Origin of the sequence: Mycobacterium dioxanotrophicus, from assembly GCF_002157835.1 — a bacterium.
In the GTDB taxonomy this organism is placed as follows: domain Bacteria; phylum Actinomycetota; class Actinomycetes; order Mycobacteriales; family Mycobacteriaceae; genus Mycobacterium; species Mycobacterium dioxanotrophicus.
In genome coordinates this window covers 7,422,401-7,446,686 of record NZ_CP020809.1, presented here as the reverse complement: position 1 = coordinate 7,446,686, position 24,286 = coordinate 7,422,401, and the positions used below count along the sequence as shown (strand labels likewise).

General features: G+C 66.5%; 22 protein-coding genes and 1 pseudogene. 13 read left to right on the top strand and 10 right to left on the bottom strand.

All coding sequences use genetic code 11. The features are described 5' to 3' along the window. Nucleotides 1-8 precede the first annotated feature (8 nt). Both eccE and mycP read right to left on the bottom strand, forming a co-directional pair. On the bottom strand, nt 9-1,403 hold the full coding sequence (gene eccE / locus BTO20_RS35935) for a type VII secretion protein EccE (RefSeq protein WP_087081184.1): 1,395 nt from the start codon (nt 1,401-1,403) through the stop codon (nt 9-11). Continuing rightward, nucleotides 1,400-2,731 (bottom strand): type VII secretion-associated serine protease mycosin, encoded by a 1,332-nt coding sequence (gene mycP, locus BTO20_RS35930; protein WP_408632220.1) that lies wholly within the window; start codon nt 2,729-2,731, stop codon nt 1,400-1,402. The genes eccE and mycP overlap by 4 nt, the downstream gene beginning before the upstream one ends. A 303-nt stretch (nt 2,732-3,034) precedes the next feature. Here mycP and BTO20_RS35925 point away from each other — a divergent pair, with 303 nt between their 5' ends. After that, nucleotides 3,035-3,970, top strand: a complete 936-nt coding sequence (locus BTO20_RS35925) for an ESX-1 secretion-associated protein (protein WP_087081180.1) — start codon at nt 3,035-3,037, stop codon at nt 3,968-3,970. An 82-nt stretch (nt 3,971-4,052) separates the two neighbouring features. Continuing rightward, complete coding sequence (locus tag BTO20_RS35920; protein WP_157680411.1) at nt 4,053-6,443, top strand: TPR repeat region-containing protein; 2,391 nt, start codon at nt 4,053-4,055, stop codon at nt 6,441-6,443. Between the two features lie 1,066 nt (nt 6,444-7,509). Here the strand turns inward: BTO20_RS35920 and BTO20_RS35915 are convergent. The 4 genes and pseudogenes from BTO20_RS35915 to BTO20_RS35900 all read right to left on the bottom strand — a co-directional run bounded on the left by BTO20_RS35915 (nt 7,510) and on the right by BTO20_RS35900 (nt 11,547). Then, nucleotides 7,510-7,767, bottom strand: coding sequence for an HPr family phosphocarrier protein (locus BTO20_RS35915; protein ID WP_029368877.1), 258 nt, complete (start codon nt 7,765-7,767; stop codon nt 7,510-7,512). Between the two features lie 12 nt (nt 7,768-7,779). Beyond that, the gene (locus BTO20_RS35910; RefSeq protein ID WP_087081175.1) at nt 7,780-9,783 is read right to left on the bottom strand and encodes a PTS fructose transporter subunit IIABC; all 2,004 of its coding nucleotides are present in this window, start codon (nt 9,781-9,783) and stop codon (nt 7,780-7,782) included. Nucleotides 9,784-9,813: 30 nt separating this feature from the next. Next, nucleotides 9,814-10,783: pseudogene (locus tag BTO20_RS35905) on the bottom strand (1-phosphofructokinase family hexose kinase). Next, nucleotides 10,780-11,547 (bottom strand): DeoR/GlpR family DNA-binding transcription regulator, encoded by a 768-nt coding sequence (locus tag BTO20_RS35900; RefSeq protein WP_087081173.1) that lies wholly within the window; start codon nt 11,545-11,547, stop codon nt 10,780-10,782. The pseudogene BTO20_RS35905 and the gene BTO20_RS35900 overlap by 4 nt, the downstream one beginning before the upstream one ends. A 103-nt stretch (nt 11,548-11,650) precedes the next feature. Between BTO20_RS35900 and BTO20_RS35895 the strand changes: the two genes are divergently transcribed. Continuing rightward, a complete protein-coding gene (locus tag BTO20_RS35895) occupies nt 11,651-13,333 on the top strand; it encodes a phosphoenolpyruvate--protein phosphotransferase (protein ID WP_232490968.1) in 1,683 nt (560 codons plus the stop codon). A 61-nt stretch (nt 13,334-13,394) separates the two neighbouring features. Continuing rightward, nucleotides 13,395-14,369 (top strand): pirin family protein, encoded by a 975-nt coding sequence (locus BTO20_RS35890; protein WP_087081169.1) that lies wholly within the window; start codon nt 13,395-13,397, stop codon nt 14,367-14,369. Here BTO20_RS35890 and BTO20_RS35885 read toward each other — a convergent pair. After that, complete coding sequence (locus BTO20_RS35885) at nt 14,362-16,515, bottom strand: FUSC family protein (protein WP_087081167.1); 2,154 nt, start codon at nt 16,513-16,515, stop codon at nt 14,362-14,364. The genes BTO20_RS35890 and BTO20_RS35885 overlap by 8 nt on opposite strands. A gap of 11 nt (nt 16,516-16,526) precedes the next feature. After that, nucleotides 16,527-17,102 carry a TetR/AcrR family transcriptional regulator gene (locus tag BTO20_RS35880; RefSeq protein ID WP_198344192.1) on the bottom strand — a complete coding sequence of 192 codons (576 nt, stop codon included), beginning with the start codon at nt 17,100-17,102 and terminating at the stop codon, nt 16,527-16,529. Between the two features lie 125 nt (nt 17,103-17,227). On the opposite strand from BTO20_RS35880, the gene BTO20_RS35875 reads away from it, so the two are divergent. Further along, nucleotides 17,228-17,863: a TetR/AcrR family transcriptional regulator gene (locus BTO20_RS35875; RefSeq protein WP_083164188.1), complete on the top strand. Its 636-nt coding sequence runs from the start codon at nt 17,228-17,230 to the stop codon at nt 17,861-17,863. A 60-nt stretch (nt 17,864-17,923) separates the two neighbouring features. After that, the gene (locus BTO20_RS35870; RefSeq protein WP_087081165.1) at nt 17,924-18,859 is read left to right on the top strand and encodes a class I SAM-dependent methyltransferase; all 936 of its coding nucleotides are present in this window, start codon (nt 17,924-17,926) and stop codon (nt 18,857-18,859) included. Between the two features lie 60 nt (nt 18,860-18,919). On the opposite strand, the gene BTO20_RS35865 is transcribed toward BTO20_RS35870, so the two are convergent. Then, nucleotides 18,920-19,087: a hypothetical protein gene (locus BTO20_RS35865; RefSeq protein ID WP_087081163.1), complete on the bottom strand. Its 168-nt coding sequence runs from the start codon at nt 19,085-19,087 to the stop codon at nt 18,920-18,922. A gap of 239 nt (nt 19,088-19,326) precedes the next feature. On the opposite strand from BTO20_RS35865, the gene BTO20_RS35860 reads away from it, so the two are divergent. The 7 genes from BTO20_RS35860 (at nt 19,327) to BTO20_RS35830 (ending at nt 24,084) form a co-directional block, all read left to right on the top strand. After that, complete coding sequence (locus BTO20_RS35860) at nt 19,327-20,190, top strand: SDR family oxidoreductase (protein WP_087081161.1); 864 nt, start codon at nt 19,327-19,329, stop codon at nt 20,188-20,190. Nucleotides 20,191-20,195: 5 nt separating this feature from the next. Next, entirely contained in the window at nt 20,196-21,161 is a 966-nt protein-coding gene (locus BTO20_RS35855) for an NADPH:quinone oxidoreductase family protein (RefSeq protein WP_087081159.1), read from the top strand. Further along, nucleotides 21,161-21,856, top strand: a complete 696-nt coding sequence (locus tag BTO20_RS35850; protein WP_087081157.1) for a haloacid dehalogenase type II — start codon at nt 21,161-21,163, stop codon at nt 21,854-21,856. Before BTO20_RS35855 ends, BTO20_RS35850 begins: the two co-directional genes overlap by 1 nt. 9 nt (nt 21,857-21,865) lie before the next feature. After that, nucleotides 21,866-22,585 (top strand): methyltransferase domain-containing protein, encoded by a 720-nt coding sequence (locus tag BTO20_RS35845; protein ID WP_087081155.1) that lies wholly within the window; start codon nt 21,866-21,868, stop codon nt 22,583-22,585. Continuing rightward, complete coding sequence (locus BTO20_RS35840) at nt 22,582-23,067, top strand: DUF456 domain-containing protein (protein WP_087081153.1); 486 nt, start codon at nt 22,582-22,584, stop codon at nt 23,065-23,067. Before BTO20_RS35845 ends, BTO20_RS35840 begins: the two co-directional genes overlap by 4 nt. After that, entirely contained in the window at nt 23,037-23,606 is a 570-nt protein-coding gene (locus BTO20_RS35835) for a YceI family protein (RefSeq protein ID WP_087083180.1), read from the top strand. The genes BTO20_RS35840 and BTO20_RS35835 overlap by 31 nt, the downstream gene beginning before the upstream one ends. Before the next feature lie 85 nt (nt 23,607-23,691). Next, nucleotides 23,692-24,084 (top strand): hypothetical protein, encoded by a 393-nt coding sequence (locus tag BTO20_RS35830; protein ID WP_087081151.1) that lies wholly within the window; start codon nt 23,692-23,694, stop codon nt 24,082-24,084. Between the two features lie 15 nt (nt 24,085-24,099). Here the strand turns inward: BTO20_RS35830 and BTO20_RS39665 are convergent, their stop codons facing one another. Further along, entirely contained in the window at nt 24,100-24,246 is a 147-nt protein-coding gene (locus BTO20_RS39665) for an Rv1535 domain-containing protein (protein WP_157680410.1), read from the bottom strand. Nucleotides 24,247-24,286 lie beyond the last annotated feature (40 nt).

Below are 24,286 nucleotides of genomic sequence, written 5' to 3'. Positions count from 1 at the left end.
GACGGTTGTCACTGTTCCAACGCCATCTGGTAGCGGCTCTCTTCACGCGGATTGATCAGCTGGATGGGCAGCTGCCGGTGCCGAGGTGTGTCAATAAAGTTGGGCCGCAGGATGACTCGTCCCACTCCCTGGTGTGGGCCGAGGTACGTCGTGGCATGGGGCCACGCCACCCGGGGCACGCGTCCGACACGGCCGTTGATCAGCGAGGCGAACTCCCGGAACTGTGGACTCAGCGTGATCACCGCGCCGGCGGCGGCCGAGCGGATCAGGAACTGGGTGAACAGCCGGGCGTCGCCGAGGTTGATGCTGACGTCGACGTCGTCGAACGGCATGTACACCGGGTAGCGGTCGGCGGTCTCGCCGATCAGCACACCGGCCGACCCGATCGGGAGCTCGTAATGCTTGTCGGTCACCGGGCTGATGCCCTGCAGGGCAGCCCGTTGGCCGCCGAAAAGACACGAAAAGCCGCGTGGTGTCGTGGGATTGGCCAACGTGGTGAGCAGCACGGTGCTGATCGGCGCCATGCCCGGGATGACCCGAACGCGCGTGGTGGTGTGATCGGCACGCGCCGACCACCAGACATCGGGGCCGCCCGGTGCGCTGTAGGCAGCGGTAAACGTGCTGCGGCCCTTGATGACGGACCAGGATTCCTTCTCGAAGCTGATCTCCGTGGCTTTGTCGTAGTCGTCGAAGCTACGGCAGCATTGGGCGTCGATCCCGTGGCTGGCCAGCTGATCGGCGATCCGCGTCGTCGACGCCACCAGGTACCGGGCCAGGCCGGAGACGCCGGAGTCGCGGCGCTGTGCAGAGCGTTGCGTCGTATCGGGATTCGCACGCAGCACCACCCAGGTGCGCCGGTTCGCCGGCGCGGGATAGGGGCCCACCACCTGCTCGTAAAGCGCCACCAGGCTGGCCGGGGCGGTGCGGCCCACCCGATGCCCGGACGAGACGATGTCGGCCTCGAGGTCGGGGCAGTGTGCGAGCAACAGGTCCTCGACGAGCTTGCTGCTGATGATGTCGTCGGTCACGGCCTTGCCGTTGACGATCACGGTCGGGGTGAATGGCCTTGGCACCAACTCGATTACGGAGATCAGGTAGTCGCCCTGCCAGCGCACCGCGACGTGATCGCCGGGCATCACGGTCGATCCGACGGCCGGGTCGGAGGCCGGATCGGGCGTGGTGCGATGCCGGCGCCGCCACGAGAACACAGCGGCGACCCAGCCGGTCAGTCGGCGTCCGCGGATCGTCAGCACTGAGAACAATGCGACGAGCACGCCCAGCGTGATGCCCAACCACAGCAGGTGGAAGTGCATGCAGATTGCCACGCATGCCGGAATCAGCGCGGCAGCCCAGATGGCGTGGCCGGTGCTGAACCGAAAGCCGAACTGGCGCAGGAGGTTCATCGGCGTCGCCTCAACGCGCGGCGGGCCATGGCGGCCACCCCGAGGACGAACGCCAACCCCAGACCGATGGCGACGACGATGGTGATCGGGCCACGGTCTGGCGGCGGGATGTACACCGGCGGCGGTACTTCCTTGACCCGCATCGGGGCCTTGGCAGGACCGCTCGGGACCTCCCAGGTGAGCGCGGCGACCGGATCGATCACGCCGGCTCCGACGTAGTTGTCCACGCCGCCGCCGGGATGGCGTGCGGTGGCGGTGATTCGGTTGATGATCTGCGCGGCAGTGAGATCTGGGAAGCGCTGCTTGAGCAGGGCGGCCAGGCCCGACACGTAGGCAACCGAGAACGACGTGCCGAACAGGGGTTTGGGGCCGTCCTGGTCGGCGACGGCGTTGACCGGCTGGCCGTCGTATCCGAGCGCCGTGAGGTTCTCACCGGGTGCCGCGGCACCCACCCACGGTCCGGACATCGAGAATCCGCTCGGCTGACCGTTCTCGGCGATGCTGCCGACGGTCAACACCATCGGGTCGTACCAGGCCGGGCTGACGATGGTCTGAACTCCGCGCCATCCCCGAGGGTCGGAGGGGATCGACGGATCCGGCGGGAGGTTCTGAGTGCAGTCGCCGCCGGTGTTGCCCGCGGCCACCAAGATGACCACATTCTTGACGTTGACGGCGTAGTTGATCGCGGCGCCCAGGGTGGACTCGTCGATGCGGCGGGTCACCTTGTAGCAGGCCGCCTCGCTGATGTTGATCACCTGCGCGCCGAGGTTGGCGGCGTGCACGATGGAGCGGGCGAGGCTGCGGATGGAGCCGGCGGTCGGGGTGTCGTTCGGGTTGTTCGGATCCCGTTGGGCGCCTTTCGGTTGGAACATCCCGGAGGTCTGGCGGAGCGACAGGATTCGGGCGTCGGGAGCGACGCCGACAAACCCGTCGGTCGGGGACGGCCGCCCCGCGATGATCGACGCGGTCAGCGTCCCATGGGCGTCGCAGTCGGACATGCCATTGCCGCCCGCATCGACGAAATCACCGCCGGGTTCGGCAGGGACGCGCGGCGACCCGTTGACACCGGTATCGATGACGGCCACAGTTACGCTGGCGCCCGTTGCGAACTTCTGCGCATCGGCGATCCGGAGGTAGTTGTTGGCCCATGGCTTGTCGGCGAAGTTCGAGTTGGGCATGACCGTGGGGCCCTTGCACTCGTAGCGCTGCTCGGTCGGCTCGTCGGGACCCAATTGATCCGGCGGAACTGCTGCGGCGTCGATCACCGGCGGATCGATGGCCCAGGCCGGCGGTGCGCTGAACATCGCCAGCAACACCGCAAGCATCATGACGGCTAAGCGCTGCACGTCCTACGCACCCCCCTCGACGGTAGATCCGTCTGCCGTGTGCTGATGCACATGTAGCAAACAAATCTGCGCCTGCCCCGAACCGCGTCTACCTACGACAAGCCGACTGGCCATTTGCACGCAGGCAATCATAAGGGTGTACCAGACGTGGGAATTACGCTTTCTTCCTGGGGTACTTGGCCAATGACAGCAAGGCCGATTGTTGTCCCAGACTTTCCGTTCGAGGGGTGGCGGCAGCGGCAATAGACTTGTCGGTCAGCAAGTCCGTCAGAATCGGAGGGGCCGATGACGCAGTTCAGGGCTGACACAAGTGCCGTGACCTGGTGGGGGCAACAGGTCAGCAGCCTCAGTGACGAGGTTGCCAGCTTTGTCAGTGGTGCTCCGGCGACCTCGGGTGTGCAGAACAGCCACGGCACCATCGGCTTTCCGATGCAGGATGTGCTTGATGCCGCGCAATCGGCGCGCGGCAACGCCTTGGGCGCGACTCAGTCAGCGTCGGCCAAAATCGGTGACCTGCTGAAGCAGGCCGCCCAGGCCTACGAGCGTGGGGACTCGGAGGCCGCCGCCCGGCTCAAGGCGCAGGCCGATCGCATGGAGTCCGCTCAAACGGACAACCGCCAAGGCGCCGGGACGGTGATGAGCAAGGGTGCCCAGGGCGGCCCCCAGCCGGCGGGCCAGGTGATGAGCCAGTTCGGTCAGGTGGCCGGGCAGATGATGCAGGGCATGGCGCAGCCTGTTCAGGGCGCTGTGCAGGGGCTTTCGCAGATCCCGCAGCAGGCGATGCAGGGTGCGCAAGGTATCGTGCAGACCGCAATGCAGGGTGCCGGCGGCGGTGGCGCCGCGGCGGCCGATGCTGCAGCGAAGGCCAGCGCGGCCGGAGCCGGGCCGGGTGCGGGAGCCCCAGCCGGCCAGAGGCCACCAGTTCAGAGCGGGATCCTGAGCGAAGAGCGGATGCGCGAGCTTCAGGGGCTCCCACCATTCGGCGGTGACGTCATGGGTCACGCGGGTGGCGATGTCATGGGACACGGAGGGGGTGACGTCATCGTCCACGGCGAATCTCACCCGCGGCTTCCACCGATCTACGGGGACTGGCCCGACAACGGTGACACGTTGGAACCTGGACCGTCACAGTCGCCACCGGTCTCCCGGAACTGGCCCAACGACGACATGCCCGATACGCGCACCTGGGAATCGCCGCCGTTCCTGCCCGACAAGTCGTAGCGCTGGACGGGATTCGTGCACGTGGCCCCGCGGCCAGCCTGCGATACTGAGAGTTAGCTGTAGGGGATTCCGGGAGGTCGTGGTGGGGCTGCTCGATGCGTTCAACGAGACGTGGTCGCAAGCGCGGGAAACGTTCGGGCAGGGCACTCCTGAGGACGGCTCCAAGTTCGACGGCAGTTCGCGGCTGCTGCAGATGAAGTCGAGCGTGGAGGCCGCCGCACCTGATTCCCGTTGGCAGGGCACGGCTTCGGATGCTTATGCCGCGGCGAACAAGGAACATGCGCAGGTCTACGGCAAGCTCGCGGATCTGGACAAGCGGATGGCTGCTGAAGTCACCAATGCCGCCAATGTGGTGACCACTGGCCGGCAGAACCTCGACAACGTCAAGAGCTGGGTCTCCAGCATGGCGGCGTCGATTCCCGATACCGACGCCGACGAGCGTGACCGTAAGCTGCTGCCGATCGTCAACAAGGGTGTCAGCCAGGTCAGCGACATCATCCAGAAGTCCACTAACGACATGACCGACATCCGCGGACGGGTGCAGGGCATCAAAGGCGAATACGACGCTCTTACGAATCAGAAGTTTGCGCCGGGTGAGAAGGGGCCAGGGGAGAAGGGCCCGGGGGATAAGCCGGACGAGATGGGCAACAAGAAGGGCGACAAGCCCGACGAGAAGGACGTGCACACTCGGGCTGAGCAAGATGTGCACAAGACGCTCGCCGGCGATCAACAAGCTGCTGCGCAAGTGGACAAGGTTCTGTCAGGGATCAAACCAGGTCAGAAACTCACCGAAGAGCAATCGGCCTACCTGAGCCAGATGCAGGCTCAGCAGAAGGGAATGAGCGTCGAGGCACTCAAAAAAGCAGAGCAACGCCTAGGCGACCACAAGGGTGTCATCGCTAATTCGTGGCAGTTGATGAGTAACAAAGACGTACAATTTTCCGTCACTGAACCAAAGGTCGGGGCGCTCGATGATCCGAAATACACGACAAGGGGCGGCGCTGATTTATTGCCAGACAGTGTCCGAGACGTCTTGCAACGTGCTGATCAGACCATCGTGACGGACGATCGCCCCTTGACAAAGGCTCTTGCATTCGGATCGGAACTGGACAGTATTGCCGACATTGTGAAGGATGGAAACCCGGCATTCCAGACGGGAACTGAGCTCGATAGGCAAATGATAGTCGCCGCCGACAAAGCGATGGATGTCATCGCGGATAATCCTCGGGTAGGAGGTGCCGAAGCGATCCAGAGTCTGTTCGAAGCCGTTGATGACGATCACCGAATTATCAACGATCAGGTAATGGGCAGGAATGGGGTAAGTGCTGACGACTTCCTTCATGATGTCAATGCAATCGACTGGCCCGACAATGGGAAAGCTGCTGGCCATCTCTTCAGCTGGACTAACGAATCACACGATGCCCATCTCCCGGAAGAGCGAGCTCTGGCCGCGGAAACCGCAGACAAATATGCGAGTTACATTGGTAGTCACAAGCCTGACTTGATGGGCGGCGCCAATCACCATACGCTCGGGCAGGTAAATCCTGAGCTAGTCAGAGGATATGCGCATGGTCTAAGCCCATATATACCGGAAATCGCTGGGCTGTCGAGTGTCGGCGACGACGGCAAAGTATTCGCAAATTTTGAACCTGATAAGCAACTGCTGGATCAGCCAGTGGCCAAAGGCGTGTTCTCGGTGCTGAGTACCGATCCTGAAGCGTACAAAGAGTTCCACGGCGCTGCTAACGCACATGCACTCGCCGCAAGCTACTCATGGGCGGAAGATGTCAAGAATGGGGTGCACGTTTCGCAAAATGATCCGAGGTTAACGGACGCGCAGACGCTGAAGGGGCTCTCGGCGGTCGGTACTCAACAGGCAGCGGAGGCTCTCGGCAAGAACGCACACGAAATGTGGCAGGAGCAGAAGAGTGCCTACGAGTTGGGGCAAAAGGCAGTGACTGGGGGCCTGGGCACGATTCCCGGGTATGGCGTAGTGGCTGGCCCTAGCTTCGATGTGTTTGCCACGGTGATGGAAGACTCGATCATCGGCAAAGAGCCAACCGGTGACCATTACACCATTCCTCCTGCGTCAAAAGCGGAATGTGCACGCTTTGCACTTAATGCACTAAGTGCTAATGATGTACCGCTCGTGTATGACAACGTTGATAAATTCGATCCGCAAAAGTACTTTGCCGACCCACCCCAGGTGGCGGGCACACATGCGGGTGACACGGGGACTGGTGATAATCCGTATGAACCGCGCCCCGGTTATCATCCCCAAATACAAGATCTTCCTGGGCTGAAAGCCAACGGAGTGAGTGTGAACGATGCTGATTCGGTTCTTGCGAATGTACTGAACGCTACTGTGCCAGGTAGTCCAACTGATCGTCAGGATGCTACGCAGTCGATGTATGACAAATATGATCAGGTCACGCAGAATCCTGATCCGAAGATCGCGGAACCGCCGAAATGATCTTAGCGCGTACAAGGGTGCTAGTGCTCTTATGTGCTGTTGTGGTGCAACTCGTCAATAGCTGCGGAAAAACCCACAAAACCGAGGTGCGTGGGTGGCCGGGCGTAGCTAGTGACGTCCGGGTGCAATGGACTGCCGATCCGGGTATAGGGCTAACTGAGGGAGTTGCCGTTCCTGTGAGGGCGTACCTGGAGTCGTATGACCTCGTGGAGTTCACTGGCAACTTTGGCAATGCATACCCAGGCTTCCTCGACGCAGTGCCGCCAAATGAACCAACGAGTGCTTCGGATAAAACCTCGGCATGGGATCGGCGACCAACCGATCGATATCCCACGGGTTGGACTCTCGTCGGGAATCTTCGATTCCATATCCAGTCTGTCGAGAGCACTAGCCGTGGTGCAACCGTGACGCTATGCGAGTATCGATATGGACTTGGGCAGAGAAAGACAGATGGGACGTATGTTCCTTACCTTTCCAACGGTTGGTCCCCAGACAGAGGTATTTTCGGCGTCCGTTTGGACCTGACTGATGCGCAGGAGAAGTCTGAAGCCGGCCTTGCGCCACAGCGCGGTCCCGCGCTGAGCCCGAATACCAACGTATTTGGTGGGTGGCAGATAGTTGGCTACCTCACGACTTCCAGCGCTGGGTCCACTGATTGGCCGACAAAAGGTCAAGTGGTTTCTGCATGCGTCAGCGGTGCGCCAGACTCACTCGAACGGCGCAAGGATCTGGCCTCTGGTCCATTTACCGCTGCTGATTTCGCGTCATCGCCCGCTGAACCTGGGTGGCCTGAGTAGTCGTACGGCGGTCCTGCCGGAGGAGAGTGCAGGACACGTACTTGCGTTGGGACAAGGTCCCGCCGCCCTGAGGGCGCACCCAAATCTCAGTACAGCGCTGAAGCACCACGCTGCCTGCTTGCGCAACAACCGGCGAGATAGCAGGACCACAACATTTTCGAAGGCGTGTGGGAAGCCTTGGTTAGGGCGATGGCACTACGACAGCACCAACCAAATGACAACTCGCACCGTTCGAGAACGAACGGTGCGAGTCGTTGCGCGACAACTGCTTACGCGTCGAGGTCTTGCTCCACGAGGCCTGCGACGGTCGCGAGTGCGTCGGCGTCGTCGGATTCGACGGTGACCGATGCTCCGTTCCCGGCGCCGAGGGTCATGATCATGAGGGCGGATCCGGCGTCTACCGGCTCACCCCCGTCGACTGAAAGGGTCACGGGCACACCGGCGTTGACGACGGCCTCGGCGATGATGGCGGCGGGGCGGGCGTGCAGGCCGATGGCGGAGCCGACGATGACGGTCTTGCTGGGCATTGATTCTTCTCCTTAGGTGGTGGCCAGCGCCGGGGCGTCCGACGTGGTGACGGTGGGTTTGGCGAACTGCTTGGCCGCGACGACGGCCAGGGCGCTGACGACGGTGCCGGCAGCGAGCGCGACGAGGAACCACAGCAGGTTGCCGATCGCGAAGAACACGAAGATGCCGCCGTGCGGAGCCTTGGAGCTGACGTCGAAGGCCATGATCAGGCCGCCGGTGACCGCTCCGCCGAACATCATCGACGGTATGACCCGGAACGGGTCGGCCGCGGCGAACGGGATGGCGCCCTCAGAGATGAAGGACAGTCCCAACAGCCATGCGGCGCGGCCGTTTTCGCGCTCAGGCTCACTGAAGAGTCCGGGCCGCACCGTGGTTGCCAGGGCCATGGCCAACGGGGGCACCATGCCTGCGGCCATCACGGCGGCCATGATCCGCAGGGAGGCGGGGTCGGCGACGTTGAGCCCGGCGGTGGCGAAGGCGTAGGCGGCCTTGTTCACCGGCCCGCCGAGGTCGAAGCACATCATCAGACCAAGGATGACACCTAGCAGGATCACAGAACTGCCGGACAGGCCACCGAGCCAGTGAGTGAGACCCGAGGTGATGGCGGCCAGCGGCCGGCCGAGCAGCATGAACATCAGCAGGCCGACGATCAGTGAGGCGCCGAGCGGAATCACCACGACCGGCATCAATCCGCGGAACCACTTCGGCACCTTGAAGGAGCTGATCCACAGTGCGGCGAAACCGGCGATCAGGCCGCCCACGATGCCGCCGATGAACCCGCCACCGACGAAGACTGCCACGGCTCCCGCGGTGAAGCCTGGTGCGATGCCGGGCCGGTCGGCGATGGCGAACGAGATGTAGCCGGCCAGCGCGGGCACCAGGAAGCCGAAGGCCAGGCCGCCGAGGCTGAACAACACCGCCCCGAGATATTGGACGAACCCGCCGCTGGGCAGGTTGGTCAGCGAGTTGGTGGTGGCGATGATATGTGCCATCGAATCCGTTTGACCGGCAGGCTTGTTGGCGATCTCATAGCCGCCGAACAGGAAGCCGAGCGCGATCAGCAAACCGCCCGCGGCGACGAACGGGATCATGTAGCTCACGCCGGTGAGCAGGATCTGTCGCAGCCGGGTGCCCCAGCCGACGCCGCCGGCGGCGGTGGACGGCGCAGCCGAGGAGGCGGCGTCGCCCGCGACCCGTGGAGCGTTGGCATCGCTTGCCGCACTGACGGCTTCGGCGATCATCTTGCCGGGCTCGTTGATGGCCCGTTTCACGCCGGACGCGATGACGGGTTTACCGGCGAAGCGCTGCCGGTCCTTGACGCCGACGTCGGTGGCGAAGATGACGGCATCGGCTTCGGCAATGGTCGATGCGGACAGCGGGGTGCTGCCAGAGGAGCCCTGGGTCTCGACGGTGAAGTGCACCCCTGCTTCCTGGGCGGCGAGCTTCAAGGCGTCGGCGGCCATGTAGGTGTGGGCGATGCCGGTGGGGCATGCGGTGATGGCCACGATCGAGACGGTCTTGGGCGTGGCCGCCGGAGCTGCCGCCGGAGCTGCGACCGGAGCAGCCGCGGCAGCAGGAGCCGGGGCAGCCGGGGCAGGGTTGACCACACCGTCGACCAGGGCCACCACCTCGTCGGAGCTGGCGGCACTGCGCAGTGACGCCACGAAGTCCTTGCGGACCAGCGCGCGGGCGAGGCTGGACAGCAGTTTCATGTGTTCGGCCCCACCGGATTCCGGCGCGGCGATGAGGAAGGCGAGATCGGCGGGGCCGTCGGGGGCGCCGAAGTCGACACCGGGGGACAGCCGTGCGAAGCCGATGGTCGGTGCGTCGACGTAGGGCGATCGGCAGTGCGGGATCGCGATGCCGCCGGGCAGTCCGGTGGCGGACTGGGCCTCGCGGGCCAGCGCCGCGCCGATCAAGCCGTCGGCGTCGGAGCTGCGTCCCGCGGCGGCGAGCGCACCGGCGAGCCGGCCGATGACGGCTTCCTTGTCACCGTCGACGGCGACGTCGAGCAGGACGAGTTCTGGGGGTGATGATCGGTTGAGTCATAGCGGCACCTTCATGGCGTGGATACGGACGGCATCGAGGTCGAGTTGGGCGGGGGAGGGCAGGGCGGATCCGGGTAGGGCGGCAGCGGCACTGCCGTAGCCGACGGCCATGCGCAGCCGTCGTGGCGGTTCGGCACCGCCGACCGCGGCGCGCAGATAGCCGGCCAGGGACGCGTCGCCGGCCCCGACGGTGCTGCGCGGGGTGATGGGCGGGGGGTGTGGCGTGCCAGGCGCCGACCCGGTCGACGAGCACGGCACCTGCGGCGCCCAGAGTGGCCAGCACCGCGCCGACTCCGCGGTCGATCAACCGGGTGGCCGCTGCCACGACCGGTGCCGGATCACCTTGGGCGGCAGCTTCTTCGAGCTCTGCAGCCGATGCGCCGACCAAGTCGGCCAGCTCCTCTGCATTGGGTTTGATCAGGTCGGGGGCGGCGACCTCGAATGCCGCGGCGAGTGCGGCCAGCGGGGCTTCGGAGGTGTCCACGGCCACCTGACAGTCCAGTGGCGCCAGTTGCGCGACGATGCGGGCGTACCAGTCGATGGGGGCTCCGGGAGGCAGTGATCCCGACAGCACGACCCATGATGCGGACCGGGCCCGTTGCACGACGCAGTCGGTGAGGGCGGCCAGGGATGCTTCGTCGAGCAGTGCTCCGCGCTCATTGACTTTGGTTGTGGTGCCATCGGTTTCAGTGATGGCGAGGTTGGTGCGGACGGGCTCGGCGATGGGTACCGCGGTGAACGGGACGCCGCGGGAGCGCAGCGCGCCCAGCAGTGGATCGGTATCGGCGGCAGGTAGGACTGCCAATGCGTCGACATTGGCGAGGGTGAGGGCGCGGGCGACGTTGATGCCCTTGCCGCCGGGTTCGACCGTGACGGTGTCGATGCGTTGCACGGCGCCGCGGGTGAGCGGTCCGGGCAGTGTGACGGTGCGGTCCAGGCTCGGGTTGGGCGTGACGGTGACGATCATGCGATCACCACCTCGACACCGTGCGAGGTCAGCTCGCCACGGTCGGCCGCCGACACGTCACTGTCGGTGATCAGGGTGTCGACGCTGTCGATCGGGGCGAAGCTGATGAAGTCTTCGCGGCCGACCTTGGACGAGTCGGCGGTCACCACAACGTAATTGGCGGCCGAGACCATGGCGCGTTTGATGGCCGCCTCGTCGGAATCGGGGGTGGACAGGCCGTGCCGCACGGTGATGCCGTTGGTGCCCATGAATGCGACGTCGACTCGCAGTGTGCTCAGCACGGCCAGGGCGTGTTCGCCGACGGCAGCCTGGGTGAGGCCGCGGACGCGTCCGCCGAGGAGTTGCAATGTGATGGTCGGGCTGCCGGCCAGCCGGGCCGCGATCGGCACCGAGTTGGTCACCACCGTGAATTCCCGGTCGGTCGGCAACTGCGCGGCGATGCGTGCCGTGGTGGTTCCGGCGTCCAGCAGTATTGTGGCGCCGCTCAGCGGTAGGAAGTCGAGGGCCGTGGCGGCGATCGCATCCTTTTGTTCGGCGCGGGTGGTGTCCCGTTCACCGACGCCGGATTCGACGAGGTGCAGCGTGCGGGCCGGGACGGCGCCGCCGTGGACGCGGTGCAGCAGCCCGGCCTTGTCGAGGACGGCCAGGTCCCGGCGGACGGTTTCAGTAGTGACGTCATAGGTCTGTGCCAGTTCCGCGACAGAGGCGCGTCCCCTGGTCATCACCAGCGCAGCGATGGCCTGCTGGCGTTCTTCGGCGTACATGACCCTCCGTTTATGTGGGTTCCGGCACCAACTGAATGTTGATATGTGTTGTTTTACGCTTGATCGTGTTGACTTGTCAACGGTTTCTAGTAATCTGTCTCACATGAGCACTTCATCTCCGGTTACTTCACAGGTCGTCCTGCGCGGGGTCCCCGTGGTGGGAGGCGTGCAGTGTGGACCCGTGATCCGCCCGGGCCGGCTGCCCGTCGTCGACGCTCCTGTGGGTGACATCGACGAACCCGCGCGGGCGACGGAAGCCGCGCGCTTCAGTGCCGCGGCGGCGGCCGTCGCCAACCGCCTACGTGACCGGGCGGGGCGCGCCACCGGCGCGGCCTCCGAGGTGCTGGCCGCCACGGCCACACTGGCTCAGGACCGGGCCTGGCTGGGAGCTGCCGAGAAGCGGATCGCGGGGGGTGCGCCTGCGGTACGTGCGGTCGGCGAGGCCGTCGACCAGTTCGTCGCACTGTTCACCCAGCTGGGCGGGTTGATGGCCGAGCGCGTGACCGACCTGCGCGATATCCGCGACCGCGTCATCGCCGAGCTGTCCGGCCTGCCCGAGCCGGGGGTGCCGCTGCCGGATGTGCCGTCGATTCTGTGCGCCGAGGACCTCGCCCCGGCCGATACCGCGGGCCTCGATCCGTCGTTGGTGATCGGCCTGGCCACCACATTGGGTGGTCCCACCAGCCACACCGCGATCATCGCCCGCCAGCTGGGCATCCCGTGTGTCGTCGCGGTCGACGGGCTCGATGACGTCGCCGCAGGCGCCACGGTCCTGCTCGACGGAACAACGGGGACCCTCACGGTCGACCCCGACCCGCTCGAGGCGGCAACCGCCGTCACCGCGGCGCAACACGCTGCCGAACAGGCCCGGCAATGGACCGGTCCGGGGGCCACCGCCGACGGCCATACCGTCGCGGTCCTGGCCAACGTGCAAGACGGTGCCGCGGCCCGGGCCGCCCGGCAGACCCCAGCCGAGGGCGTCGGACTGTTCCGCACCGAGTTGTGCTTCCTCAACCGGGACACCGAACCCTCTGTCGCCGAGCAGGCCAAGATCTACGGGGAGGTGCTCGACGCGTTCACCGGCTGCAAGGTGGTGATCCGCACGCTCGACGCCGGTTCGGACAAGCCCCTCAAATTCGCGGGCCACCCCGACGAGGCCAACCCCGCGCTCGGCGTGCGCGGCATCCGGATCGCAGAGGGCAATCCGGGGCTGCTGCACCGCCAGCTCGAGGCCATCGCGGCCGCGGGCGCCGCGAGCGGCAATCAGCCGTGGGTGATGGCGCCCATGATCGCCACCGCGGCCGAAGCCAAGAGCTTCGCCGACGCCGCCCGGACCTACGGTCTGACCCCGGGCGTGATGATCGAGGTGCCCGCGGCGGCGCTGCTGGCCGACAAAATCCTCGAGCACGTCGACTTCCTGTCGATCGGCACCAACGACCTGGCGCAGTACACGATGGCCGCTGACCGGATGTCGGCTGACCTGGCGACCCTGACCGACCCCTGGCAGCCCGCGGTGCTGGCGCTGGTCGCCATGGCGGTACGGGCCGGTGCGGCGGTCGGCAAGCCGGTGGGTGTGTGCGGCGAAGCGGCGGCAGACCCGCTGCTGGCCTGCGTGCTGGTGGGCCTCGGGGTGACGTCGCTGTCGGCGGCCTCGGCAGCGATTCCGGCCGTTGGGGCGAAGCTCTCGCAGGTCACCCTGCAGCAGTGTCGGGATGCCGCCGATGCGGTGTTGGCGACCGCGACTGCCACCGAAGCTCGAGCTGCCGCGCTGACCCTCCTGCAGTAAGGAATAATCGGACCGCGGTCCGGTTATACGGGTATCAGTTCAGATACCCCAGGAGGTACAGATGCCCGCCATCACCGCCGACACCCTGACCTTGCCGCGCATCGCGGCACCCAAGGCGTCGGACACCGAACGCCCCGTTCGGTCCATCACCACCGGCCCGCGCGGCTACGAGGGCGAAGGATTCCCCGTCGTGCGTGCGTTCGCCGGTGTCAGTGCCGCCGACCTCGACCCGTTCGTCCACATGGACCAGATGGGTGAGGTGGAGTACCAGCCGGGCGAGCCTCGCGGCACCGACTGGCACCCGCACCGCGGCTTCGAAACCGTCACCTACATGATCGACGGCCGGTTCGCCCATCAGGATTCCCATGGTGGCGGCGGCCTGATCACAGATGGCGCCACGCAGTGGATGACGGCAGGGTCCGGCATCCTGCACATCGAGACCCCGCCGGCTGAACTCGTCGAGAGCGGTGGCACGTTCCACGGCATCCAGCTGTGGGTGAACCTGCCCCGCACGGACAAGTTCGCGACGCCCAAGTACCAGGCCATCGAGGGCAACGAGGCCAAGCTGCTGTCATCGCAGGACGGCGGCTCCCTGGTGCGCATCATCGCCGGTGAGATCGACGGGGCTCAAGGTCCCGGAGCGACGCACACGCCGATTACCATGGCGCACGCCACGGTCGAACCGGGTGCCCAGCTCAACCTGCCCTGGAACCGGGACTTCAACGCTCTGGTGTACGTGCTGAGCGGGCGTGGCAGCGTCGGCCCGGTCGCACACTCGATCCACCAGGGACAACTGGCGGTGTTCGGGCCCGGTGACCGCATCACGGTGACCGCCGAGGGCACCCAGGATTCGAACCGGCCCGCGCTGGAGATCCTGCTGCTGGGCGGCCGGCCGATTCGGGAACCGGTCTTCCACTACGGCCCGTTCGTGATGAACTCCAAGGCCGAGTTGATCCAGGCCCTGGAGGACTACCAGTCAGGCAAGTTCGGTCAGATTCCGGCGGACGCGTTGATGCCGCACCGGCCGTTCAACTGACGCGACTACGCATCGTCTCGGCGGGCTGCGGATACAGCAGTTCCAGCTCGCCGAGGTTGGCGGCCACCGTCACCAGCGGCAGCGCGGCCGAGACCGCGAGATCGTCACCGGTGGACTCGGCGCGCAGGCACCGCACCAGGCTGTCGCTGATCGGGATCAGCGACCGGGTGTCGCCGCCGACCAGCCGCGCACAGATCGCCTGCGCATGCACCTCCAGCACGTCCCGAGTCCGTTGATAGGCGCCCAGCGGCGGCGGGACGACATCGGCGATCAGCTCTGCGGCGGCCCGTACCCGAATCGCCCGGTTGGCCGCCTTCACGACGGGAGCGCGCAGATCCGACGGGCCACCGTTTTCCGAAAGATAATGGCGCACAGCGTCATCCAAGATACGCGTGGCCTGCAGCCCGTCGTAACTGAGCGCGTTGACCCGGTCGTCGGCCTCCTCGGATGCGCCCCGCGTCGCCCGTAACACCGCGGCGCGCAGGAATTTCGCCCCGACGCTCCTGGCGTCGTTGATCGCCTTGGACACCGACGCCGACGCGCCTCGCGGCCACAGCAGCAGCGACACCACGATGCCGACGGACGCACCGACCACCACATCCTCGACCCGGACCAGGCCCACCCGCCAGCCGGTCGGCACGATCAGGTTGAAGTTGATCAGCACCATCATGGTGAACGCGGCCTGACCGGCCGTGAACGACATCACGCCCGGCACATACGCCGAACCGAAGGCCACCACCGGCAGCAGCGCCCACAGCACCACCGGATCCACCCCGACCAGCTTGATCAGGATCGCGCCCAGCACGAAACCCACTGCTGTACCTGCCACTGCCCGCAAGACCCGGGTCCCGGTGGTCAGCGCGCTGCTCCGCAGCACCGACATGGCGCCGAGCACCACCCAGAAGCCATGCTGCACCGGAAACACGTGCGTGACCGTGACGGCGACCGCCAGGCCGATGCCCGTGCGCAGGCTGTTGCGCAGCACGACCGCGCGCGTGGCCAGAAATCCCTTGGCGATGGCCGCGACCGCGACGGTTTCGGGCATCACCCAGTCGGCGGCGCCGGTCTTCGGCAGCCGCATGCCCAGCACCCGGGCCCACACCGGCCGCGCGTCGGCCAGCGCGGCGTTGCTGATGATCCGACCGGTCACCGCGATGGTGGCCGAGGTGGTGCGCCGGACGAGCAGCGTGCGGCCGACGTCGACGGCGGACTCGTCGTCGGGTGCGTCGAGGACGGCGACGATGTCGTCTCGGTAGGTGCCCTGTGCGACCGTCCGCTGTTCGGCGAGTGCCGCGTGCAGGTCCGCGCTGTGGGCAGCCCGCTTGCCGACATCGCGGATGCGCAGCACCGCGGCGCTGTCGCGCAGCACCCGCACCGCCGTATCGCGCATCGGGCCGAGTAGGTCCCCGGTGTCGCCGGTGACCTGGTCGGTCAGCCAGCCCAGATCGTCGACCACCCGGACCAGGGCCCGGCTGCCCGCGGTCAGCGCGACCGGCCGGTAGTCGGCACCGAGAAAGTTCGCGTACAGGGCGTTCATCGCGCGGGTGACGTCGCGGCCCGACGCGGTGCCCTCCAGCCGATCGGCGAGCAGCCGGCATACCTGTGCGGCGTTGCGGCGCAACTCGTCGTGATGGCGCGGTGGAAACAGGAACAGGGCCGCGGGCACGCAGACGACCAACGCGATCAGCCAGCCCAGCAGCCTGTCGGGAATCGGACCGACGGGCGTACACACCGGCAGCACGAACATCAACAGGGTGGCGCGTTGACCGGCCGCGATGATCTCGCTGAGCACCCCGGAGAACGACACCACCACGCCGATGACGAACATCGCCGCGACGCTCAACCAGGGGTGCGGCGCGATGAGCGTGCCCAGGGCGATCAGCACCGCGCCGTTGAACGCGAGGCCGCAGTAGGCCAGGGCGCGGGCGGCCCGGTTGCCGGGGAAGTCGGCGGTGATCAACAGGGAGACGGCGCCGAAGATGCTGAACAACGGGGTCTGCGAGCCGGGGCCGACGGTAAAGCCGATGGCCGCCGCGATCGGGAGCACGATCGCCGCGCGTGCCGCGCGTCGCAGCGCGTCGCGTTCGGGGTCGCGGTCGCGGATCCGATCTACTGCCCGGTGCCAGAGCTCAACCGGGTTCAGCATGACTGCCGATGCTAGCCGGGTTGGCCGATTTCAGGGGCCGGAGTGAACCGGCCGGATTCCAGGGAATCGCGCAGCTGATCGGTAATCCATTGCAGGGCTTCAGTATTGCGCGGCAGAGTGCTCTGCTCGTAGCCGACGATGAGGTAGACGCCCCAGTCGGCGAAGTGCCGGGCAGTGGCTTCGTCGCCGATGATCTCCCGGGCCGATTCGAAGATGACGTCGAAGCGCAGTTGATCGACGACAGCCTGCACGGTGTAGACGTCGGGGTCCAGCGAGCTCCAGACTCGGATGGCGGCCTCGGCGCCGTGCGGCAACGCCAGCGCTTCGGCGATGAGGGTGTCGATCCGTCGGTGCGGGTCCGGATCGGCGCGCACGGCCTCCACCACCCGCAGCGTGCGGGCCTGGCGCCAGTGGGCGATCAGTTCCCGGGTGTAGGCCGCCCAGTTGGGAAAGTAGTGGTAGAAGGATCCGGTGGTGACGCCGAGCCGGTTGCACACCTCGGCGAGTTTCAGGCCGCCGTAACCCTGATCGGACAACACGTCCAATCCCGTGTCGAAGTACGACTCTCGGGAAACGACGCCAGCCATCCAGGTCACCATAGTTCGTCAGTCAACTGATGTCGGTCCTGATATTTTGCTGAGAATGTCGCCAATGGCGTCGCGACGGCAGGTGTTGCGACAAGTGCCGGGTGTGTTGTGGCACACTTTGTCATGTGGCGCATACCGCGAGCCGGGGACCAGGCCGTCCCCCCGCAGCTAAGGCTGCGGAGACCCGTGAGCGCATCTTGCATGCCGCGCGCGAGGTGTTCAGCGAACTCGGGTATGACGCTGCCACTTTCCAGGCGATAGCTATCCGGGCGGATCTGACCCGGCCCGCGATCAACCATTACTTCGGCAGTAAAAGTGTGCTGTACCGCGAGGTGGTCGAGCAGACCAATGCGTCGGTGATTGCCGCGGGAATTGCCAAGGCCAATGAGTCGTCCACGTTGCTCGGTCGCCTGTCGGCCTTTTTCGCCGCTGCGATGGACGCCGACTCGAGCGACCGATCGACGGCCGCGTTCCTGGTCACCTCCGTGTTGGAGGCCCAGCGGCACCCCGATCTGGTGTCGGAGGAACATGACGCGCTCAAGAGTTCCCGGGCGTTTGTGTCCTGGGCGGTCAACGACGCGGTCGAGCGCGGTGAGTTGAGTGGCGACACCGACATTCCTGCGATCGTGGAGATGCTGATCGCGGTGATGTGGGGCATGGGTTTCTACGCCGGATACGTCGGCAATGCCGACGAACTCGGGGTCATCGTGGACAAGTTCGAACTGCTGATGGCCAACAAACTCTGGCAATTGCGCGATTGATGCGTGAGCTGGAACACACCAGCCCATAGCTTGCCTAACTTGCTGAGTAGCATCGGTCAGATGAGCTCACTGCGCAGTCACGACGACACCTGGGACATCGCCACCAGCGTCGGTACCACGGCCGTCATGGTGGCCGCCGCCCGCGCCGCGGAAACCGAGCGCGAGGACCCGCTGATCACCGACCCGTATGCCCGGCTGCTGGTCACCGGTGCCGGCACCGGTATCTGGGAAACCTTGCTGGACAAGGACTTTGCCACCAAGATCGAGTCGGCCGACGCTGAGGCGGCGGCCATCTTCGAGCACATGGGCAACTACCAGGCGGTGCGCACGCACTTCTTCGACGAGTACTTCGCCGCCGCCGTGCAGGCCGGTGTCCGCCAGGTCGTCATCCTGGCATCGGGTCTGGATTCCCGGGCCTACCGGCTGGAGTGGCCCGCGGGCACCACGGTCTACGAGATCGATCAGCCCAAGGTGCTGGAGTACAAGGCCGCCACGCTCACCGAGCATGGTGTGCAGCCGAAGGCCGAGCGCCACGAGGTGCCGATGGACCTGCGCTTCGACTGGCCGAAGGCCTTGCGGGAGGCCGGTTTTGATGCCGGGCGGCCCACGGCGTGGCTGGCCGAGGGGTTGCTGATGTACCTGCCCGCCGATGCTCAGGACCGGCTCTTCGAGCAGATCACCGAACTGTCGGCGCCGGGCAGCCGCATCGCGGCCGAGACCGCCGGGCACACGGCCGCGGAGCGGCGCGAGGAGATGCGGGAGCGGTTCGCGCGGTTCGCCGCGCAGTTCAACCTGGAGCAGGCGCTCGACATCCAGAACCTGGTGTACGAGGACCCGGACCGCGCCGACGTCACACAGTGGCTCAACGAGCACGGCTGGCGAGCCAACGGCGTGCACTCCCTGGCCGAGATGCGCCGGCTGAACCGCTCTGTCGAATTGCAGCACCCGCACGACGACGACGCCTTCGCGACGTTCGTCACCGCCGAACGGATCTAGAAGCAACGCAACACAAAAGCGGGGCACCGGATGCTTTCCGGTGCCCCGCTTTGGTTGTCATCAGCGGCTCTGGTGAACCGTCGTGTCGACCTGCGGCACGTTCACGTGCTGGCCGACCTGGTTGAGCCAGTCCTGGTGGTCCACCCCGGCCGATGCCGGTCCAGCCAGGCCCAAGACGGCGGCGGCCAGTCCGCTTGCGACGACGGCGGTGAATCCAAACTTCTTCATTTCTCTTGCCTCTTCTTTGTTCTGTTGCTTTTCTGACTCGTTCAACTAGAGGCCGGGGGTGTTCATTCCGGTAAAACCTCGCGGAGCGCCGTGACAGTGCTCACTGCGTCCGGGCGGGGGGTGTCTTCGGCTGACCCGGTGCACGGACGACGATCTGGCCGCCGTATACAGAGAAGGACGCCCGACAGTGGTGATTGCTGACGGGCCCGAGCTCAGCCCTTTAACCGAGAGGAACCGTCATGCCAGGAGTGCAGGATCGCGTTGTTGTCGTCACCGGCGCCGGTGGTGGTCTGGGGCGTGAGTACGCCCTGACACTCGCCCGCGAGGGCGCCAGCGTCGTCGTCAACGACCTCGGCGGCGCCCGCGACGGCACCGGTGCGGGACACAACATGGCCGACGAGGTGGTCAACGAGATCAAGGCCGCGGGCGGACGCGCCGTCGCCAACTATGACAGCGTCGCCGAGCCTGAGGGCGCCGAGAACATCATCAAGACCGCGCTCGACGAGTTCGGCAAGGTCGACGGCGTGGTCAGCAACGCAGGCATCCTGCGCGACGGCACGTTCCACAAGATGACGTTCGAGAACTGGGACGCCGTGCTGAAGGTGCACCTCTACGGCGGATACAACGTCATCCGCGCCGCGTGGCCGCACTTCCGCGAGCAGAGCTTCGGCCGTGTCGTCGTCGCCACTTCCACCAGCGGCCTGTTCGGCAACTTCGGCCAGGCCAACTACGGTGCCGCCAAGCTCGGCCTCGTCGGCCTGATCAACACGCTGGCCCAGGAAGGCGCCAAGTACAACATCAAGACCAACGCGGTCGCGCCGATCGCCGCCACCCGCATGACCCAGGACATCCTGCCGCCCGAGGTGTTCGAGAAGCTCACGCCCGAGTACGTCGCCCCGGTGGTGGCCTACCTGATGACCGAGGAACTGCCCGACACCGACTCGGTGTTCATCGTCGGCGGTGGCAAGGTGCAGCGCACCGCGCTGTTCCAGAACGACGGCGTGACCTTCACCGAGGTGCCCTCGGTCGATGACATCGCCGCCAAGTGGGGCGAGATCACCGACCTGTCCGCAGCGCAGCAGGCCAGCTTCAAGCTGGGCTAGAACAAGTGAAAGCGCTTGTAGCGCAGGCACTCACCGGTACGTCCGGACTGGCGTACGTCGACGTCCCCGATCCTGTGTCCGACGATGCGGTGATCGTGGACGTCGGCGCCGCCGGCGTCTGCTTTCCGGATCTGCTGCTGTTGCGCGGCGAGTACCAGCTGCGACTGGAGCCGCCGTTCACCCCGGGCATGGAGGTCGCCGGTACCGTGCGGTCGGCGCCCGGGGGGTCGGGGTTCAGGCCGGGGCAGCGGGTGTCCGCGATGACGATGCTGGGCGGGTACGCCGAGCAGGTGGCTGTCGCGCCGTCCAGCGTCATCCCGACTCCCGACGGCATCGACGACGGCCAGGCCGCGTCGTTGCTGGGCAATTACTACACGATGCAGTTCGCGCTGGCCCGCCGCGGCGGCCTGCAGGCGGGCGAGACCGTTCTGGTGCTCGGCTCGGCGGGCGGCATCGGTGTCGCATCGATCCAGCTCGCAAAGGCCATGGGCGCCAAGGTCATTGCGATGGTGCACAGGTCCGGTGCCGAGGAGTTCGTGACGTCGGTGGGCGCCGACGTGGTGTTGCCGCTGACCGACGGTTGGCGTCAGGCGGTGCTCGACGCCACGGACGGCCAGGGCGTCGATCTGGTCGTGGACCCGATCGGGGGTGACGCCTTCGACGACGCCATCCGCGTGCTGGCGCCCGAGGGGCGGCTGTTGGTGATCGGATTCGCCGCCGGTGGCGGAATTCCGACCGTCAAGGTGAACCGCCTGCTCTTGCGCAACGTCAGCGTGGTGGGTGTGGGGTGGGGCGAGTTCCTGCGCCGCCACCCGGCCGCCCAGGGGCAGGTCGGAGCCGAACTGAACAAGCTGGTGGCCGGCGGCCTGCGTCCGCCGCCGCCCGTGCGGCATCCGTTGTCCGACGGGACCGCGGCACTCGATGCGCTGGCCGGCGGGCAAGTGCGCGGGAAGCTGGTGCTGGAGCCGTGATGAAAGCTCTCGCGTTCGACGTATTCGGGACCGTCGTCGACTGGCGGTCATCCATCATCGCCGAACTCGCGGCGTTCGGGAACACCCGTGGGCTGCAACGGGATTGGCCGGCCTTCGCCGATGCCTGGCGGGCCGGCTACGCCCCGGCGATGGACCGGGTGCGGCGCGGGGAGCTGCCGTGGACGAGGATCGACGACCTGCACCGCCAGATCCTGGTCTCGCTGCTCACCGAGGCCGGGATCGAGGCCGGGGATGACGAGGTCGATCACCTCAACCGCGCGTGGCACCGGCTGAACCCGTGGCCCGATGCGGTCGCCGGGCTGACCCGGCTCAAGGACCGCTTCGTCATCACCACGCTGTCCAACGGGAACCTGTCCCTACTGACCAGCATGGCCAAACATGCTGGGCTGCCGTGGGATTGCGTGATATCGGCTGAGCTGTTCCGGCACTACAAACCCGATCCCGAGGCGTATCTGGGCTGTGCCGAACTGCTCGACGTCGCACCCGGCGAGCTGACGCTCGTCGCCGCACATCCGTCGGACCTGCGGGCGGCCCAGGCGGCCGGGTTGGGCACGGCCTACGTGGCCCGGCCCCGAGAACATGGCCCGCACGGCGAGCTCCACGTCGTCGAACCGGGCGAGTTCGATGTGGTGGCGACCGATTTTCTCGACCTCGCCGACCAGCTCGGTGCGTAGCGTGGAGCTGTGGACACTGCGTCGAATCAAGCACTGCGCCGGGCACTAGATCTGTTGATCGATCCGCCGGTTGATCCCGATACCAGCAAGGGCTACCTCGATCTGTTGGGCGCGGGCTCCGACGCACCCAAGAACTCGGGGACGATCCAGAAGTGGTGGGCATCCCCGGTCGGGTCGATGCTCTACGACCGTGCCCAGTTGCTGAACCGTCGGCTACTGGCGGTGACGCGACCGCCCGTCGACTGGCTGAACATCCCGTCCGGTGGCGTCGTGCTCGACGTCGGCAGCGGCCCCGGCAACGTCACCGCGGCGCTGGCTCGGGCCGCCGGCCTCGACGGGTTGGCCCTCGGCATCGACATCTCCGAGCCCATGCTCGCCCGGGCGGTCGCCGCCGAAGCGGGCCGGCAGGTGGGCTTCATCCGCGCGGACGCCCAGCGACTCCCGTTCCGGGACGAAACCTTCGACGCGGTGAACTCGATCGCAGTGCTGCAGCTGATCCCCGACGCCGACGCCGCACTGTCCGAGATGGTGCGGGTGCTGCGTCCGGGCCGGCGCATCGCCGTCATGGTGCCCACAGTCGGGCGCGGCCCGGTGCGCCTGCTGTCGAAGGGCGGCGCGCGGTTCTTCGGTCAGGACGAGATCGGCGACATCTTCGAGGAACTCGGCCTGCTCAGGGTGCGAACCAAGAGCGTCGGCGCCATCCAGTGGGTGCGCGGCCAGAAGCCGTGAGCACTCTTGGCGTCGTACTCGTCGCGGTCGCCATCGCCGTCGGACTGGTCGGCATCGTCGTGCCGGTCCTACCGGGCGGGCTGCTGGTGTTCGCCGCTATCGCGGTGTGGGCGATCGTCGAACACACCGCGGTGTCGTGGGTGGTGCTCGGGGTCGCGGCGGCGCTGTTCATCACCACCGAGGTGGTCAAGTACCTGTGGCCGGTGCGCCGCATGCGCGCCGCCGACGTCCGGACGTGGAGTCTGGTGGCTGGTGGCGTGCTGGGGATCATCGGGTTCTTCGCGATCCCGGTCCTGGGTCTGCTGCTCGGCTTCGTGGTCGGGGTGTACCTGGCGGAGTTGTCGGTGCGGAGAGACGGACGCCGAGCTTGGGCGTCGACGGTGCACGCACTCAAGGGCGTGGCGCTGTCGGTCGGAGTGGAGTTGACCGGCGCGCTGCTGGCCACGGCGGCCTGGGTGACGGGATTGGTGTTCAGCAATTGACTGGGCAATGGACATTGAGCGCTTCCGACGGCGAGGTGCTGCTGCATACGGGCGTCATCGGTACCGCGGCGCGCATGGGGCACCGGTTGACCATCGCGATGCGGTCGTGGCGAGCGACGGTGGACTGGGACGGTGACGACCCCTCTGGTGTCGAGGTGACCATCGACCTCGATTCCCTCGACGTCGTCCACGGCGAGGGCGGGATGACGCCGCTGTCCGGTGCCGAGAAGACGCTGGTGCGTACCAACGCGCTGAAGACGTTGCAGGCCAAGCGGTTTCCCCAGGCGACGTTTCGGTCGTCGGCGATCGACCGCAACGGTGACACGCTGCGACTGGTCGGAACCCTGCAGATCGCCGGGCGCAGCGGTGGGCAGACCGTCGACGTCCGCGTCGAGCCCGACGGCGCGGAGTGGCGCATCGCGGGTGAGGCGGTGGTGCGGCATTCCGATTTCGGCATCAAGCAGTATTCGATGCTGATGGGCGCTATGAAGGTGGCCGATGAGGTGGAGGTCACGATCGCCGTGGCCAGGCTTCGCTGACAGCACCCTGTCAGTACTGCCGATCCGGTGTGGAAAGTCGGGGAAGCGGGTAGTGCTGAAACCGGGGAACGTGAGGAGTCCCAACGTGAACATTCTTTCTGGCACCGCTCAAATCGTCGGTCGCACCGCAGACGCCGCCACAGCCACCGCCGGAGCTCTCGGAGGCGCCGCGGTCAACGGCGTGGTGGGCGGGATCAAAGGAGTCGGCTCCGGGGTCAATTCCGGCCTCAGACAAGGCAGCAAGTCATCGGCCGCTGCCGCCCTCACCATGGCGGGCATCGGCGCTGCGGGGTTGGTCGAATGGCCGGTGCTGTTGACCGTCGGTGGCACGGTGCTCGCGGTACACGAGATCAGTCGGCGCACCCGTACCGAGGAGAACGAAACGCCGAGTGAGTCGCGGCCCGCGTCGAATCGTCCGCGGAAAGCGGGCGCGCGCCGAACCGGGACTCGGCGTTCGGGCTCGCGCACCGCGCAGTGATCAGCGCGAGCGGTGTCAGCTGTCGGTCGAGGCGACTGGGTGGTCGTCGATGTGCAGGACGCCGCAGCGCCACAACACCGCGTACAGCTCGCGCAACGGAACGGTCAAGACACGCGCCACGATGTCGGCCATTGGATCGACCGGCACAGTGGACGTTGTCACGCCTGTCACGGTGCGTAATCGAGACGTCGAAAAGTCGAAA

What these genes read in the sequence shown, in the direction of transcription:
- eccE (WP_087081184.1), bottom strand. Translation starts at nt 1,403, where the DNA reads ATGAACCTCCTGCGCCAGTTCGGCTTTCGGTTCAGCACCGGCCACGCC.
- mycP (WP_408632220.1), bottom strand. Translation starts at nt 2,731, where the DNA reads ATGATGCTTGCGGTGTTGCTGGCGATGTTCAGCGCACCGCCGGCCTGG.
- BTO20_RS35925 (WP_087081180.1), top strand. Translation starts at nt 3,035, where the DNA reads ATGACGCAGTTCAGGGCTGACACAAGTGCCGTGACCTGGTGGGGGCAA.
- BTO20_RS35915 (WP_029368877.1), bottom strand. Translation starts at nt 7,767, where the DNA reads ATGCCCAGCAAGACCGTCATCGTCGGCTCCGCCATCGGCCTGCACGCC.
- BTO20_RS35900 (WP_087081173.1), bottom strand. Translation starts at nt 11,547, where the DNA reads ATGTACGCCGAAGAACGCCAGCAGGCCATCGCTGCGCTGGTGATGACC.
- BTO20_RS35895 (WP_232490968.1), top strand. Translation starts at nt 11,651, where the DNA reads ATGAGCACTTCATCTCCGGTTACTTCACAGGTCGTCCTGCGCGGGGTC.
- BTO20_RS35890 (WP_087081169.1), top strand. Translation starts at nt 13,395, where the DNA reads ATGCCCGCCATCACCGCCGACACCCTGACCTTGCCGCGCATCGCGGCA.
- BTO20_RS35885 (WP_087081167.1), bottom strand. Translation starts at nt 16,515, where the DNA reads ATGCTGAACCCGGTTGAGCTCTGGCACCGGGCAGTAGATCGGATCCGC.
- BTO20_RS35880 (WP_198344192.1), bottom strand. Translation starts at nt 17,102, where the DNA reads ATGGCTGGCGTCGTTTCCCGAGAGTCGTACTTCGACACGGGATTGGAC.
- BTO20_RS35870 (WP_087081165.1), top strand. Translation starts at nt 17,924, where the DNA reads ATGAGCTCACTGCGCAGTCACGACGACACCTGGGACATCGCCACCAGC.
- BTO20_RS35865 (WP_087081163.1), bottom strand. Translation starts at nt 19,087, where the DNA reads ATGAAGAAGTTTGGATTCACCGCCGTCGTCGCAAGCGGACTGGCCGCC.
- BTO20_RS35860 (WP_087081161.1), top strand. Translation starts at nt 19,327, where the DNA reads ATGCCAGGAGTGCAGGATCGCGTTGTTGTCGTCACCGGCGCCGGTGGT.
- BTO20_RS35850 (WP_087081157.1), top strand. Translation starts at nt 21,161, where the DNA reads ATGAAAGCTCTCGCGTTCGACGTATTCGGGACCGTCGTCGACTGGCGG.